Origin of the sequence: Tamlana flava, assembly GCF_041287255.1 — a bacterium.
Taxonomy (GTDB): domain Bacteria; phylum Bacteroidota; class Bacteroidia; order Flavobacteriales; family Flavobacteriaceae; genus Tamlana; species Tamlana flava.
On the sequence record NZ_JBGGTX010000002.1, the window covers coordinates 68,695 to 83,996 of the forward strand.

Here is a 15,302-nt window from a genome sequence, read left to right on the forward strand (position 1 = left end):
AATTCAAATATATTTATAACTAACGAGTTTTACTTTAAAATAATATAATTAAAAAGCAAAAGGCTTCCTTTTTAGGAAGCCTTTTGCTTAAATTAATTTTGAAATTTTAAACTATTCCCTGAGCTAGCATAGCATCGGCTACTTTTACAAATCCTGCAATATTAGCACCTCTTACATAATCAACATATCCATCATCATCTGTTCCGTATTCAATACAAGACTGGTGAATGTCGGCCATGATGTCCTGTAGCTTTTTATCAACTTCTTCTCTTGTCCATTTATATCTTAGTGAATTTTGTGTCATTTCCAGTCCAGAAGTTGCTACGCCTCCGGCATTTGACGCTTTACCTGGGGCAAACAATATTTTCGCTTTATGGAATGCCGCTATGGCCTCCTTAGTTGACGGCATATTGGCGCCTTCACTAACGCAAATGCAACCATTTTGTAAAAGTGTTTTGGCGTCATTTTCATTAAGTTCATTTTGGGTAGCGCACGGTAAGGCAATGTCACATTTTACATCCCATGGTGTTTTACCATGGTGATATTCGGCATTAGGGTATTCATCGACATATTCTTTAATCCTTCCTCTTTTTACGTTTTTCAATTGCATTATAAATGCCAATTTTTCCTTGTCAATACCCTCAAAATCGTAAATATAGCCGTCAGAATCTGAAAGCGTTAAAACCTTTCCGCCTAATTGAATAACCTTTTCTGCGGCATATTGAGCCACGTTACCAGAACCCGACACCACGACTTCCTTTCCTTCAAAATTTCGGTTTTTTGTCTCAAGCATTTTTTTGGCAAAATAGACCGTACCATACCCCGTGGCTTCTGGCCTAATTAAAGAACCTCCCCAAGACATCCCTTTTCCGGTTAGCACTCCTGTAAACTCATTTCTTAGTTTTTTATACTTCCCAAATAAAAAGCCAATTTCTCTAGAGCCAACACCTATATCACCCGCGGGAATATCTGTATTTGGGCCAATATGCCTGAACAATTCACTCATAAAGGCATGACAAAATCTCATGATTTCATTATCACTCTTACCTTTGGGGTCAAAATCACTACCTCCTTTACCTCCACCCATTGGAAGGGTTGTCAGACTATTTTTAAATACCTGCTCGAAAGCCAAAAATTTTAAAATACTTGCATTTACCGAAGGGTGAAAGCGTAAACCTCCTTTGTAGGGCCCAATTGCTGAATTCATTTGAATTCTATAACCCCGGTTTACCTGTATTTCACCCTTATCGTCCACCCAACATACCCGAAACGAAATCAATCTCTCGGGTTCAACCATTCTGAGCAAAATATTTTTTCCATAATATATATCATGTTTTACAATGTAAGGAATTACGGTTTCAGCCACTTCTTCCACTGCTTGTAAAAACTCAGGTTCGTGTCCATTTCTTTCCCTTACCTGATCCAAAAATTCTTTAATGATGCTTTTCATACATACAATTATTGCTTAATATTTATTGAATATATAGTTTATTGCCACAAATATACTATATCTTCAAAAAAACAAGCTATTTTTTTTGAATTTCGCAATAAATAATTTTGATTGATTTTACCAAATTCACTAATATTTGTTTGTTTACCTAGTTTTTATATATTTGTTTGAGTAACGCCCTCAAAAAAACACACCTTTTTTATGCTTAACTTCAAATCTTTAGCTTATGGGCTTTTATTGTTTGTTAGCGTTCAAGCGGCTTTTGCCCAACTAGGTTTTTCTCATGAATTGGGTGTTATAGCAGGTCCTGTAGAGTTTCGTTCAGATTATGGTGGTAGATTTGAAGAAGTTACCAACTTAGGGAATTCTGGAATTGGTATCGGAATTATTCATTATATAAGTTTTGCTTACAGTGCCGATTGTAACTGTTACACAACAGACACCTATTTTAACGACCATTTTAAATTAAGAAGTGAAGTTTCTTGGAACAGAACCAGATTAGACCATCATGGATTTTGGGTACAGGCAGATAAGGTTAGCCCTGATGCCGATAAACTCAGAGCACATTCTGGTGTCGCCGAAAATTTTGATATTGGGATGCAACTGGAATATTTTCCTTTAAGTATTCGCTCTTTCCAAGCATTTGCCTATCGAATTGCACCATTTGTAAGTTTAGGTGCCCATTACACCACATCATCGCCTAAAGCAACGACAACATATGGTAATGGCAATATTTACAATCCAGATAATATCTATTCTTTTTGGTATAAAGATGATTCTTATCTCCCTCCTATCCCTAGTGGCCAACAAAGGGAATATCCCATTAATTTAAGTCAACGCAATGCATGGTCTGTAGTAACTAGTGTAGGGTTTCGGTATAAACTTACCAAGCTTTCAGATTTAATGTTGGATTTAAGATGGCAGTATTACTTTAGTGATTGGATTGATGGATTTAATCACCAGTTTAGAGATTACAACAAATACAACGATTGGCTTATTTGGCTTAATTTTGGATACATCTATTATTTAGATTAATCCCTCTTTTTTTTTACTTTCTCACTGTTTTTATAACATAACTCAAATTCCATTAAGCAAACATTATTTATGGACTAAATAATTCATTTTAATTCGGCATATTTAAATGCAATAATTACCTTTAAGGGTAGTTAATAAATTAATCATGTTTGGCAAAAACTCCTACCTGTTTTTTTTTCTATTTATGGCCTTTGTCGCTTGTAACGATGAGACAAAAACATCATTTTCTGAAATTAACATACCCCTAGAAAACAATAACATTGTTGAGATAAATATTCCTGAGGCTAAGGGAAACAAAACAATAGCCAACCATATAAATTCTGAAATATCAAAAACGGTATCAGCTGCTCTGCACATTGGCAATTCAGATATGATTGAATTAAAACCGATTGAGGAAAGTGTTAAAGCTTTCAATGATGAATACGAATCTTTTAAGAACGACTTTCCTGAAACTAACCTGATATGGGAAGCCCAAATTGATGGCGAAGTAATATATCAGTCACCTGAAATAATAAGCATAGCCATTACCTCTTATGTCAACACGGGTGGTGCACACGGACTTTTGAATATTTCGTTTTTAAATTTTGAAAGTACGACTGGACAAAAAATATCAAGCGGCAAATTAATCAATAATTTAGAAGGATTTAAAACCTTGGCCAAAACCCATTTCGATAAAAGCATTTCAGGAAAAGAACGTATTGTTTTTGAATCAGACACCTTCCAACTACCTGCTAACATGGCATATTCAGAAAGCGGTATTGTTTTGCTTTATAACACCTATGAAATTGCACCCTATTCAACCGGAATTATAGAGTTTGCTATTCCTTTTGAAGAAGCAGAACCCTTTTTAGTTTTTAATGACTTTTAAAAGCGCCAAAACATACCCATAATGTATACCTTCATGGACAAGCACAAATTGCAATGCCTCATCAACATTGTGCAATGTGTTTCCTGTAGTTGAAACCGTATAAACATTATAGTCTTTAAAAACACCTTTTTTATAATCTTCCTCGGTTTTTTTTATGGTAGAAAATAATAAGCCCTTAATTTCATCAACCTCAGCTTGGTTGACATTGTCCTCTGGTTTAGAATCTTTTCTGTATTTATTCACTAAATCGTCCGAAACCATCATGTCCAATCCAGATAATTTACAAGCCAGTAACTGCTCTGTCACCACAATGTGCCCTATATTCCAAATAATATTGTTGTTAAAACCTTCGGGTATTTTGTTTAAATCTTCCAAGGAAGAATTTTCAATTATTTTGCTAAAAATTCCTCGTGTATTGTTCAAAACTTTAAATGTAAAGTCCATAATGTTTAAATTTTTGGATAAATATAACTTAATTTGTTTTTTTAGAAACAACTAAGTCAAATGAAAAAAGTATATTACTTAAAGACCTGCAGCACCTGTATAAGGATATTAAAAGAGCTGAATTTATCATCGGAATTCATTCTTCAAGACATAAAAAATGAAGAAATAACGGTACAACAATTAGAGCAAATGAAAGATTTGGCGGGTAGTTATGAGGCTCTTTTCAGCAAACGTTCTAAGCTGTACAAAGAAATGGACCTTAAAAACCAAAATTTAACTGAACGCGACTTTAAACACTATATTCTTCATCATTACACCTTTTTAAGCCGCCCTGTCATTATCGTTAAAGACAAGATTTTCATTGGAAATTCGAAAAACACAATAGAAGCGGTGAAGGCAGCACTTATCTAAGAAAAATATCTATTTCAAATGAATTTTTCAAAAAAAGGGATTAAAAAAGTCCTTGAAAAACAAGGACTTTAAAATTACTCGTTGGCCTACTAGGGCTCGAACCTAGACTCTTCTGGACCAAAACCAGACGTGTTGCCAGTTACACCATAGGCCATTGTGCAATTGAGGGTGCAAATTTAGTACAAAGTTTTATTTGTACAAGCATTTTTATCAAAAAATAATCGTAAAAACTTAACGTTTACTTAAAAACATTTGCGGTTAAGTAATTATTGTTAAATTCGCCAAAGCAAATAAACACAGACATATATGGCACATTTCAATTTTAAAAAATGGAACACACTCTTGGGTTGGTTCTCTTTTTTAATTGCGCTTATCACATACAGTTTAACAGTTGAACCCACGGTAAGCTTTTGGGATGCCGGCGAATATATTTTAACCTCCTCCAAATTGCAGGTTGGCCACCCACCTGGGGCTCCTCTTTTTCAAATGTTGGGTGCATTTTTCTCCATATTTACCTTTGGAAATAATGAACTCGTTGGTTGGATGATGAACATGATGAGTGCCGTTGCAAGTGCCTTCACCATCCTTTTTATGTTTTGGACTATTACCTTACTTCTTAAGAAAATAGTTGTTGGAAATAGCGATATATCTCAAAGTAAATCAATGGCTATTTTGGGCAGCAGTTTGGTTGGCAGTTTGGCTTTTGCATTTACAGATTCGTTTTGGTTTAATGCGGTAGAGACGGAGGTTTACGCCATGGCCACTTTAATTATGTCTGCTTTATTTTGGCTTGGGTTGCGTTGGGAACAGGATATGGATAAACCTCGAGGTAACCGATGGCTTATTTTAATCGCATTTGTAATTGGGCTTTCGTTTGGAGTCCACTTTATGGGCTTGCTCACTATTCCTGCCATTGGGCTTATCTATTACTTTAAAAATTACAAAACCATTACGGTCAAAAATTTCATTATTGCCAATGTAGTTTCTGTTGGCATATTACTGTTCGTTTTTAAATTATTGGCCCCCAATATTCTTAAAATCTTTAGTGCTACCGAAATATTCTTCGTGAACACCATTGGTCTCCCTTTCAATTCTGGATCGATAATTGCTGGGATTGTATTGGTTGCTTTAATTAACTATGGGTTGCGATTCACCCGCAAAAAAGGCTATGTTCATCTCAATACGGGCATTCTTTGCATCACCTTTATAATTATAGGGTTTTCTACATGGTTAATGCTTCCCATTCGTGCCAATGCCAATGTAGTCATAAATGAAAATAATCCATCAAGTGCCAGAGAACTTTTGGCCTATTACAATTTGGAACAATACCCAGAAACACACCTATTCTATGGGCCACAGTTTACCGATCAATATGCATATTTAGATGAAAAAAATCCATACATAGACGACAAACCTAAGTACGAAAAAGATGAGAAAAAAGGGGAGTACGTTATTGTGAACGACTACAAAAACGCAAAACAGAATTACAACTCCAAGCATGCCTCCTTCCTTCCTCGTATGTGGAGTACTGAACATGCCGAAAATTATATGATGTTCTCTGGCTTTTTAGATTTTAAATTGAAGCCTGAGTACCAAATGGAAAACGAACTGCGTTCTTCAATAAATAATTTTAGAAAGGATGTTAACAACGGAAATATAGATTATGAAGATTACCACAACTTCTTAAAGCAATTTAAAGAATACATTGATATTGAAAAACCATCATTGGCCAGCAACATTAAGTATTTATTTGAATACCAATTGGGTTATATGTATTGGCGCTATTTTATGTGGAATTTTGCCGGAAGACAAGATGATATTCAAGGGAAATATGATAACCACGGCAATTGGATATCAGGCATAAAACCTTTGGATGAATGGCATTTGGGATATTCTCAAGACAATTTACCAAGTGATATAAAAAATAACAAAGCAAGAAATACTTACTATTTATTGCCTTTAATTCTAGGCCTGCTTGGTTTTTTCTTTTTGTTTAATAAAGACAAAAAATTGTTTTGGGTCATGTTAGTTTTTTTCCTCTTTACTGGTGTTGCCATTCAGGTTTATACCAATGTCCGACCTTTTGAACCGAGGGAACGCGATTATTCCGTTGTGGGTTCATTTTATGTATTTGCCCTTTGGATAGGCTTTGGGGTTTATGGCCTTTATGACACTTTAAAAACTTACATCCCAAAAAAATTGGCAGCTGCACTAATTACTTTTGTTTGCCTTATTTTAGTTCCGGGCATCATGGCTGCAAACAACTGGGACGACCATGATAGATCGGAGAAATATACGGCAAAATCTATGGCACATATGTATCTCGACTCGTGCGCCCAAAATGCCATTTTGTTTACCATTGGCGATAACGATACGTTTGCGCTTTGGTATGCCCAAGAGATTGAAGGCTACCGCACCGATGTACGTGTTGTAAATACTAGTTTGTTCCAAACCGATTGGTACATTGATCAAATGAAGCGCAAGGCTTATGAAAGCGACCCTATACCATCCCAACTTACGCACGATTTATATCAATACGGCACCAACGATTATATTGTTATCCAACAAGTTATTCCAGACACCTTAACTGTTGAACGGTTTTTGGATTTTGTGGCTAGCGATAACCCAAAAACAAAATATAAATTCGTTTTACAACAGAGAGGAATCGATATTTCGCAGATACGTTCGCAAGATTTGAATGCCAGCTATCTGCCTACTCCACATTTGCGCATTCCAGTTAATAAAGAAAATGTTTTGGGGTCTGGAATTGTAAAACCAGCAGATGCGGATAAAATAGTGCCATATATTGACATTACGATTACAGGAGGGGCTCTATATAAAAACAGACTACTGATGCTAGACGTTATAGCGAACAACGAATGGAAACGCCCTATTTATTTTACCGGTGGGAGCTTTGGTGATGACGATTATATTTGGATGAAAGATTATCTGCAACTAGATGGGCTTTGTTATAAATTAGTGCCAATAAAAACACCTGTAGACCGTGCCAACCCTTTTGACATGGGACGTGTTGATAGCGAATTAATGTATGAAAAGGTTAAAAATTGGGATTGGGGCAATAGCGGCAGCCCAGATATTTATCACGACCCAGAAACACGTAAAAACTCAATAACCTATCGTGGTAATTTGGCGCGCTTAATTCAGCAACTTATAAACGAGAATAAGCTAGATAAGGCGGAGGAAATTGCCGATATCGCTATGGAAAACATGCCTGTTGATTATTTTGGTTTTTACACATTACTTGAGCCTTATATCAGCGCATATTATGAAGTAGGAAACAAAGAAAAAGCCAGATCACTTTTTAAAGAAGTAGCCAAAAAATACCAAGAAAACCTAGCTTATTATAGCAGCTTAAAAACCGATAGTCAAGAACGTTTATTTGAGGAGATTTATACGGATATTAGCCGCTATAAAGCCCTAGTAGATGTGATAGTGAAACATGATGAAGAATTTGCTGAAATTGAGGGCAAAGTGTTTAATAATTATTTAAGGTCGTTTAAGCATTTTTATGGAGGTGATGAACCCGAAAAAGAACCTTTTGACCCTGATATACCCCAAGACACCAGTTTGCCTATAGATACTGCTGATTAATTTATGGACTTTACACCCATAAAAACACCTTTGGTCGCCAAGAAAATGTTCCCTAGCTATATTTGGGATATTCCTTCAACCGAAAAGGTGATTTATTTGACTTTTGATGATGGTCCAACACTCGAAATAACAAACTGGGCCTTAAATACACTAAAACAATACAACGCCAAGGCTACCTTTTTTTGTATTGGAAACAATGTTGAAAAACACCCTGAAATATTTCAAAATATTCTTAAAGCAGGTCATGTAATCGGCAATCATACTTTCAACCATGTAAAAGGGTGGAAAACCAAGACTGAAGATTATCTGACAGAGGTAGATAAGGCTCAAAAAATTATAGAATTGCACCAATCACCAATTGTCAATTTATTCCGTCCTCCTTATGGCCAAATTACCCCTAAACAAGGCAAAAAACTTATTGAAGTGGGCTATAAGATAATTATGTGGGACGTCCTTTCTTTTGATTGGGATAAAAGTGTAATGCCCGAAACTTGTTTAAACAATGTTATTGACAAAACCGTTAATGGCAGTATTATAGTTTTTCATGACAGCATTAAGGCTTCGAAAAACATGCAATATGCATTGCCCAAAGTATTGAATTATTTTAGCGAAAAAGGATATCGGTTTAAAACCTTAGAAGAAGTTTAACCTAAGATTTTAACTCTTTTTTTTAAAGATACTCCTTTACAATGCCAATTAAGGTGTTGGCATCTTGCTCGCCGCTTTGGCGCCATTTCATCTCGCCGTCTTTGTAGATAATAAGGGTTGGTAAAGTTTTAACGCGCAGGGCTTCGGCAAGTTCCTGATTTTTTTCAACATCAATTTTAATAACCTTTGCTTTATCTCCTAAAGCGGCAGCTACATCTCTTAAAATTAAATGCATTGCCCCGGTTTGGTCATCCCACTCTGTATAAAAATCTAACAAAACTGGAATTGATACGTCTATTAGCTCCCCAAATTTTGACATACTTTATTGTTTATTAATCATATGCACTTATACAAATATAGCATTTCTCACGAATTATGCATCACTTGTACCCTTTTTAAGCTCTATAACTGTTATTTCAGGCCATATACCAACACGCCCTGGATAACCTAAAAACCCAAAACCCCGGTTTACATTAATGTATTGGCCCTTTTCTTTATAAACACCTGCCCAATATTTATAGCGCCATTTTGCGGGGCTCCACTTAACCCATCCGGGAATTTCAATACCAAACTGCATACCATGGGTATGACCGCTTAGCGTTAAATGATAATGGTAATCATCATCTATAACTTTTTGCTGCCAATGCGTTGGGTCGTGGCTCATTAATATTTTAAAATCGTTTGGGTCTATATTCTCTGATGCCTTTTTCAAATCACCTGCCTGTTTAAATCCGCCGCTACCCCAATTTTCAACGCCAACAATAGCAATGCGCTGCCCATCCTTTTCAATGAATCTGCTTTCATTTAAAAGCAAGTCGTAACCCATGTCTTTTTGCAATTGAATCAGGTCTTCAAAATTCCGCTTTTTTTCTTCCGAAGATGACCAATCGACATAATCGCCATAATCATGGTTTCCCAAAATAGAAAAAACACCATCTTTTGCCTTTAACGAACCAAACAAGTCTGTCCAAGGCAACATTTCGGAAGACTTATTGTTTACCATATCCCCTGTGAACAAAATAGCATCCGAAGCTTGCTCATTTATAAGATTAATACCATATTCAATTTTCTCGCGGTTATCAAAACTACCTGAATGCACATCACTAATTTGCGTGATTTTATATCCATCAAAAGCTTCTGGCAAATCTTCAAAATGAAGTGTATAATTTAAAACCCTAAATTGATACTTGCCCCGATACATGCCGTAAAGTATAGATGAGAACGGAATGGCGGCAAGGCCAAGTGCAATTTGGCTGATAAACTTTCGTCGCGATGGCAAATAAAACGAATCATTTTTAGCAAGAAATTTGTCATAAAGCCCATAGATTACCCTTCCAATATCTTCTACTAAAAGAAGCGGAATTAATACAAGCCCCAATGAAATAAAGGCCAACAAAAATCCAAAGGCATAACTTTTGGCAGGAGTTAAAACGCGCCCCTCGGTATATACCGCAAATTGAATGATAAAATTGCCCGCAATTACCAAAGCAATTAAAATAAACAGGTAATGCAACCAAATATTTTTGGTCACCGTTCTAAGGGCCAGAAAGCCATAAAAAGTTATTGCGGCGTAAAACAGTAAAAGTAAAGCCCAGCGTAGCATCGTTCTTTTTTACCCAAAGATAACAGTATTATAAATGAATAACGCATTAAGGGTTTTATTTAACTAATTGTTAAGAGTTTAACCGATGTGTTATAAACATCACACAAACCCAAACCATTATAAATTCAATTTTACGCATAACTTTTCGTAGCTTTGGTTTTCTTTCAAAATTAAACCAATGTCAGACCAAAAACGTCTCTTTTTAGTAGATGCCTACGCCCTTATTTTTCGTGGCTATTATGCTTTTATAAAAAACCCAAGAATAAATTCGAAAGGTGAAGATACCTCGGCTATTATGGGGTTTATGAACTCGCTTTTGGATGTTATAAAACGAGAGCGCCCAGACCATTTGGCAGTTTGTTTTGACAAAGGGGGAAGTGCCGACCGTCTTGAAATGTTTGAGGAATACAAGGCCAACCGAGATGAAACACCCGAAGGCATAAAAACCGCAGTGCCATACATCCACGAGATTTTAAAAGCGATGCACATTCCCATTATCGAAAAAAGTGGTTATGAGGCTGATGACATTATTGGAACGCTATCCCGTCAAGCGGAAAATGAAGGCTACAAAACCTATATGGTAACGCCCGATAAGGATTTTGCACAATTGGTAACCGACAATATTTTTATGTATCGACCAAAATCGTTTGGTGGTGGTTACGAAACTTGGGGCATTCCCGAGGTAAAGAAAAAATTTGAGGTGGAAACTCCGGAACAAGTTATTGATTTATTAGGGATGATGGGTGATTCCAGTGATAACATACCAGGATTACCAGGTGTTGGTGAAAAAACAGCGAAAAAGTTTATCAAGGAGTTTGGCAGCATGGAAGGGCTTTTAGCAAATACCGATAAGCTTAAAGGCAAAATGAAAGAGAAGGTTGAGGAAAATGCTGAATTGGGAAGATTATCTAAAAAATTGGCAAAAATCATGCTGGATGTGCCTGTTGAATTTCATGCTGAAGATTTTGAACTCAACCATCCCGACATTGAAAAAGTAAAGGAAATTTTTCAGAATCTAGAATTCAGAAGGCTCACTGAAAATTTCATAAAAACATTTTCTGATGGTGAAGAACCTTCAGCAGAATTGGAAAGCAATTCAAATCAAAAGACGGCTTCAAATACTGTCGAAAAGTCCCAAACTCCAAAAGAAAAAGCATCGGCCGGTGCAGGGCAATTTTCATTATTTGGTGCTGACGGTGATGTTGAAGATAATATTTCTACCACGACATCTTACACAAGAAAAACAGCCGAAACCACCTCACATTTTTACCAAAGTGTGGCAACAGGTATGGCCACGAAATTGTTCATTAAAAACTTAATGAGCCAAAATTCGGTTTGCTTTGACACCGAAACTACGGGCATTAACCCCATAACGGCAGAGTTGGTTGGCATTGCATTTTCATGGGAAGCTAATAAAGGTTTCTATTTACCTTTTCCTGAAAATAGAGACGAAGCCCAAACGTTAATTGAAGAACTTCGTCCGTTTTTTGAAAATGAAAACATTCAAAAAATTGGACAAAACTTAAAGTATGATATAAAGGTTTTGGCCAAATACAATGTTCAAGTTAGGGGCAAGCTTTTTGATACCATGTTGGCACATTACCTTATCAATCCTGATATGCGCCATAATATGGATGTGCTATCGGAAACATATCTCAATTATACACCTATTTCAATTGAAGAATTAATCGGAAAAAAAGGTAAAAACCAACTTTCGATGCGCGAGGTTCCTTTAGAAAAGCAAACGGAATATGCTGTTGAGGATGCCGATATTACACTTCAACTTAAAGAGCATTTTCAAAACGAATTGGGCGAGGCCAATACCCAAAAACTGTTTGATGACATTGAAATCCCTTTGCTTCGAGTTTTGGCAGCCATGGAATTGGAAGGCATTAATTTGGATAAAGACTTTTTAAACTCTTTGTCCGAACAGCTTGAAAACGATATTGACACCCTTGAGAAAAGTATTTATGAAGCTGCTGGTGAAGAATTCAATATTGCATCGCCAAAACAATTGGGCGAAATTTTGTTTGACAAAATGAAACTGGTAGACAAGCCCAAAAAGACTAAAACAGGTCAATACGCCACTTCAGAAGATATTTTAAGCTATTTGGCCAAAGACCATAAAATTATCCAACAAATATTGGATTTTAGAGGCCTATCAAAATTAAAAAGCACATATGTTGATGCCTTGCCATTGCAGGTTGAACCATCAACGAGAAGAGTACACACAGATTATATGCAAACGGTTGCCGCTACTGGACGTTTGAGTAGTAACAACCCCAATTTACAGAACATTCCAATTCGTACCGAACGCGGGCGACAAGTAAGAAAAGCGTTTATCCCCAGAAATGAAGATTACATTTTATTAGCTGCTGATTACAGCCAAATAGAACTTCGTATTATCGCCGCATTGAGTAAAGAAGAAACTATGATTGAAGCTTTCAAACACGGCGAAGACATTCATGCTTCAACGGCCTCAAAAGTATTTAATGTGCCTATTGAAGAAGTTACTCGCGAGCAACGAAGCAATGCAAAAACGGTGAATTTTGGTATTATTTACGGTGTTTCAGCTTTCGGATTGAGCAACCAAACCGATTTATCTAGAAGTGAAGCCAAGGAGTTAATCGACACCTATTACACCACCTATCCCAAATTAAAAAACTTCATTAGTGAGCAAGTGGATTTTGCGCGCGACCATGGTTACGTACAAACCGTATTGGGGAGACGTCGCTATTTAAAAGACATTAATTCCAGGAATGCCGTGGTGCGTGGTGCCGCAGAGCGCAATGCCGTAAATGCACCGATACAAGGTAGCGCGGCCGACATCATTAAAATTGCCATGATAAACATTTTTGCAAAGCTTGAAGCAGGCCATTACAAAAGCAAAATGCTTTTGCAAGTACATGACGAATTGGTATTTGATGTATACAAGCCAGAATTGGAAACCATCAAAACACTGGTGAAAACAGAAATGGAAAATGCCTATAAATTGGATGTGCCTTTAGATGTTGATTTAGGTGTTGGTAACAATTGGTTGGAGGCGCATTAAAAACATTCTCCTTGAGTGAGAGTAAATCACTTCCTCTTCTTTCGATATTTCACCTTATTCTTCCTTTGATTAAAAGGAACGGCATCGTTAAACGTATGCTTAGGTTTACCAGGTTTGTTTTTACGCCATTTTTCAGCTTTTTCAGGCAAAAGAACTTTAAGTAAATCTTGTCTTCCAAGTTTGTTTAAGGTGTTTTTAATCCAAGCTTTGTTTTCTTCTTTATACCAAAAGAAAAATCGGTGCTGTTCGTCCTTTTCCTTTTTGGTTTTTGGTGTTTTTACTTCCTGTAAAGTATATGGGTGATAACCACTGTAATAAATTACCGTAGCCACCGTCATGGGCGTTGGTGTAAATCCCTGAACTTGCTCCAATTGAAAGCCCATGTCTTTCGTTTCAGCCGCAAGATTGGCCATATCTTCAACTTCACATGCTGGATGATTGGATATAAAATATGGGATAAGTTGCAGATTGAGCTTGTGCTTAAGGTTAACTTTATCAAACCGATCTTTAAACTTATGGAAATAACTGAACGAAGGTTTGCGCATAAGTTTCAATACCGGATCACTGGTATGCTCAGGAGCAACTTTCAATCTTCCGGAAACGTGTTTGGTCATCACCTCTTCTGTGTAATCATCCAATTCTTTTGCATCAGCATTTTTATTGAATTCTGGCACCAACATATCATGACGTATGCCACTTCCAATGAACGACTTTTTCACTTTTGGATGACTGTCAACAGCTTTATACAGTTCCGTTAACGGTTTATGGGATGTATCTAAATTGCTACAAATAACTGGTGAAATACAACTTGGCGCCACACACTTATCACAAATAGATTGTATTTTTCCTTTCATTTTATACATATTCGCACTGGGGCCTCCAATATCAGACAAATAACCCTTAAAATCTGGCATATTGGTAACTTTATCCACCTCCTTCAAAATGGATTCTTGACTTCGAGAGGCAATAAATTTTCCTTGGTGCGCCGAAATAGTACAGAAACTGCAGCCCCCAAAACACCCTCGATGAATATTGATGGAAAACTTAATCATTTCAAAAGCTGGAACCGGTCCACGCTTATCGTATTTTGGGTGCGGCAAACGCGTGTAAGGCAAATCAAAAGAAGCATCAATTTCTTCTTCAGTCATAGTTGGATATGGCGGATTTATCATCAGCATCTTATCACCTACTTTCTGAAAAATTCGTCGGGCATACAACTTATTTGACTCTTGCTCAATAATTTTAAAATTAGAGGCGTAGGCCCTTTTATCTTTTAAGCAGACTTCGTGTGAGGCTATTTCAACATCTTCCCAATTTTTATTTTTTGGAATATCCGAGTCATTATTAATAAGCAATGCGGTTTGATTGACCGTGTTTATACTCTCAAAAGGCACCCCTTTTTCCAGTAATCGAACAACCTCTCGTAATGGCTGTTCGCCCATTCCATAAACCAACATATCAGCCTTTGATGTCTCTAAAATAGTGGGCATCAACTTATCGCTCCAATAATCGTAATGAGTTACACGACGCAGGGAGGCCTCAATACCACCAATCAAAACAGGAACATCGGGCCATTTTTCCTTTAAAATATTACTGTAAACTGTAGTAGCATAATCTGGTCTGAAACCAATATCGCCATTTGGCGTGTATGCATCCTTATCACGACGCTTTTTATTGGCGTTGTAGTTACTCACCATAGGGTCCATACAGCCACCGGTTACACCAAAAAACAATCTAGGCTTGCCAAGCTTTACAAAATCCTGAAGGTTGTCATTTACATTGGGCTGCGGAACGATTGCCACCCGTAAGCCAAAACTTTCAAGTAAACGCCCAATAACCGCAGGGCCAAACGTGGGGTGGTCTACATAGGCATCTCCGCTGAACAGGATAACATCTAGATATTCCCATCCGCGAATTTTAACCTCTTTGTTTGTGGTAGGCAACCAATCTGAAAGTTGTAACTCTTGCATAATTTGCAAAAATACTTAAAAATTAATCGGTTAGTGTTAAATATACCATCAATTACACATAAAAACAATACGTTTTGACAGCCTTTTCAGTGGTTAAATAGAATGTTTCTTAATCAAAAAAAGCCTATTTTTATTGTGCTGAAAATGTTGACTTTCTCCAAAAATTTAAGAATTAACATGAAACGATTCGGAGAAAATTAGTCATATCA

The 15,302-nt window shown here is 36.7% G+C and carries 11 protein-coding genes and 1 tRNA gene; 6 read left to right on the top strand and 6 right to left on the bottom strand.

Translation table 11 applies throughout. From position 1 onward, the window contains the following. Positions 1 to 106: 106 nt before the first annotated feature. Entirely contained in the window at positions 107 to 1,450 is a 1,344-nt protein-coding gene (gene gdhA, locus ACB104_RS04860; RefSeq protein ID WP_370477160.1) for an NADP-specific glutamate dehydrogenase, read from the bottom strand. Positions 1,451 to 1,651: 201 nt separating this feature from the next. Here gdhA and ACB104_RS04865 point away from each other — a divergent pair, with 201 nt between their 5' ends. Further along, entirely contained in the window at positions 1,652 to 2,485 is an 834-nt protein-coding gene (locus ACB104_RS04865) for a THC0290_0291 family protein (RefSeq protein ID WP_370477161.1), read from the top strand. 145 nt (positions 2,486 to 2,630) lie between these two features. Further along, positions 2,631 to 3,353 (top strand): DUF3298 and DUF4163 domain-containing protein, encoded by a 723-nt coding sequence (locus ACB104_RS04870; RefSeq protein WP_370477162.1) that lies wholly within the window; start codon positions 2,631 to 2,633, stop codon positions 3,351 to 3,353. On the opposite strand, the gene ACB104_RS04875 is transcribed toward ACB104_RS04870, so the two are convergent. Next, on the bottom strand, positions 3,333 to 3,797 hold the full coding sequence (locus ACB104_RS04875; RefSeq protein WP_370477163.1) for a DinB family protein: 465 nt from the start codon (positions 3,795 to 3,797) through the stop codon (positions 3,333 to 3,335). The genes ACB104_RS04870 and ACB104_RS04875 overlap by 21 nt on opposite strands. A gap of 60 nt (positions 3,798 to 3,857) precedes the next feature. On the opposite strand from ACB104_RS04875, the gene ACB104_RS04880 reads away from it, so the two are divergent. Continuing rightward, positions 3,858 to 4,208, top strand: coding sequence for an arsenate reductase family protein (locus ACB104_RS04880; RefSeq protein ID WP_370477164.1), 351 nt, complete (start codon positions 3,858 to 3,860; stop codon positions 4,206 to 4,208). Between the two features lie 81 nt (positions 4,209 to 4,289). Here the strand turns inward: ACB104_RS04880 and ACB104_RS04885 are convergent. Further along, a tRNA-Gln gene (locus ACB104_RS04885) sits at positions 4,290 to 4,362 on the bottom strand. A gap of 152 nt (positions 4,363 to 4,514) precedes the next feature. Between ACB104_RS04885 and ACB104_RS04890 the strand changes: the two genes are divergently transcribed. After that, positions 4,515 to 7,820, top strand: a complete 3,306-nt coding sequence (locus tag ACB104_RS04890) for a protein O-mannosyl-transferase family (protein WP_370477165.1) — start codon at positions 4,515 to 4,517, stop codon at positions 7,818 to 7,820. A 3-nt stretch (positions 7,821 to 7,823) separates the two neighbouring features. After that, positions 7,824 to 8,468: a polysaccharide deacetylase family protein gene (locus tag ACB104_RS04895; RefSeq protein WP_370477166.1), complete on the top strand. Its 645-nt coding sequence runs from the start codon at positions 7,824 to 7,826 to the stop codon at positions 8,466 to 8,468. 22 nt (positions 8,469 to 8,490) lie between these two features. Here the strand turns inward: ACB104_RS04895 and ACB104_RS04900 are convergent, their stop codons facing one another. Both ACB104_RS04900 and ACB104_RS04905 read right to left on the bottom strand, forming a co-directional pair. Beyond that, positions 8,491 to 8,787 (bottom strand): thioredoxin family protein, encoded by a 297-nt coding sequence (locus tag ACB104_RS04900; protein ID WP_370477167.1) that lies wholly within the window; start codon positions 8,785 to 8,787, stop codon positions 8,491 to 8,493. Between the two features lie 54 nt (positions 8,788 to 8,841). After that, the gene (locus tag ACB104_RS04905) at positions 8,842 to 10,071 is read right to left on the bottom strand and encodes a metallophosphoesterase (RefSeq protein ID WP_370477168.1); all 1,230 of its coding nucleotides are present in this window, start codon (positions 10,069 to 10,071) and stop codon (positions 8,842 to 8,844) included. Positions 10,072 to 10,249: 178 nt separating this feature from the next. Between ACB104_RS04905 and polA the strand changes: the two genes are divergently transcribed. Further along, positions 10,250 to 13,123: a DNA polymerase I gene (polA, locus tag ACB104_RS04910; protein WP_370477169.1), complete on the top strand. Its 2,874-nt coding sequence runs from the start codon at positions 10,250 to 10,252 to the stop codon at positions 13,121 to 13,123. A gap of 26 nt (positions 13,124 to 13,149) precedes the next feature. On the opposite strand, the gene ACB104_RS04915 is transcribed toward polA, so the two are convergent. Then, positions 13,150 to 15,093: a YgiQ family radical SAM protein gene (locus tag ACB104_RS04915; protein WP_370477170.1), complete on the bottom strand. Its 1,944-nt coding sequence runs from the start codon at positions 15,091 to 15,093 to the stop codon at positions 13,150 to 13,152. Between the last annotated feature and the right edge of the window lie 209 nt (positions 15,094 to 15,302).

Bases quoted from the DNA above. Each gene is read 5' to 3' on its own strand.
- ACB104_RS04895 (WP_370477166.1), top strand. From the start codon at position 7,824: ATGGACTTTACACCCATAAAAACACCTTTGGTCGCCAAGAAAATGTTC.
- ACB104_RS04865 (WP_370477161.1), top strand. From the start codon at position 1,652: ATGCTTAACTTCAAATCTTTAGCTTATGGGCTTTTATTGTTTGTTAGC.
- ACB104_RS04915 (WP_370477170.1), bottom strand. From the start codon at position 15,093: ATGCAAGAGTTACAACTTTCAGATTGGTTGCCTACCACAAACAAAGAG.
- gdhA (WP_370477160.1), bottom strand. From the start codon at position 1,450: ATGAAAAGCATCATTAAAGAATTTTTGGATCAGGTAAGGGAAAGAAAT.
- ACB104_RS04900 (WP_370477167.1), bottom strand. From the start codon at position 8,787: ATGTCAAAATTTGGGGAGCTAATAGACGTATCAATTCCAGTTTTGTTA.
- ACB104_RS04905 (WP_370477168.1), bottom strand. From the start codon at position 10,071: ATGCTACGCTGGGCTTTACTTTTACTGTTTTACGCCGCAATAACTTTT.
- ACB104_RS04870 (WP_370477162.1), top strand. From the start codon at position 2,631: ATGTTTGGCAAAAACTCCTACCTGTTTTTTTTTCTATTTATGGCCTTT.
- ACB104_RS04880 (WP_370477164.1), top strand. From the start codon at position 3,858: ATGAAAAAAGTATATTACTTAAAGACCTGCAGCACCTGTATAAGGATA.
- polA (WP_370477169.1), top strand. From the start codon at position 10,250: ATGTCAGACCAAAAACGTCTCTTTTTAGTAGATGCCTACGCCCTTATT.
- ACB104_RS04875 (WP_370477163.1), bottom strand. From the start codon at position 3,797: ATGGACTTTACATTTAAAGTTTTGAACAATACACGAGGAATTTTTAGC.
- ACB104_RS04890 (WP_370477165.1), top strand. From the start codon at position 4,515: ATGGCACATTTCAATTTTAAAAAATGGAACACACTCTTGGGTTGGTTC.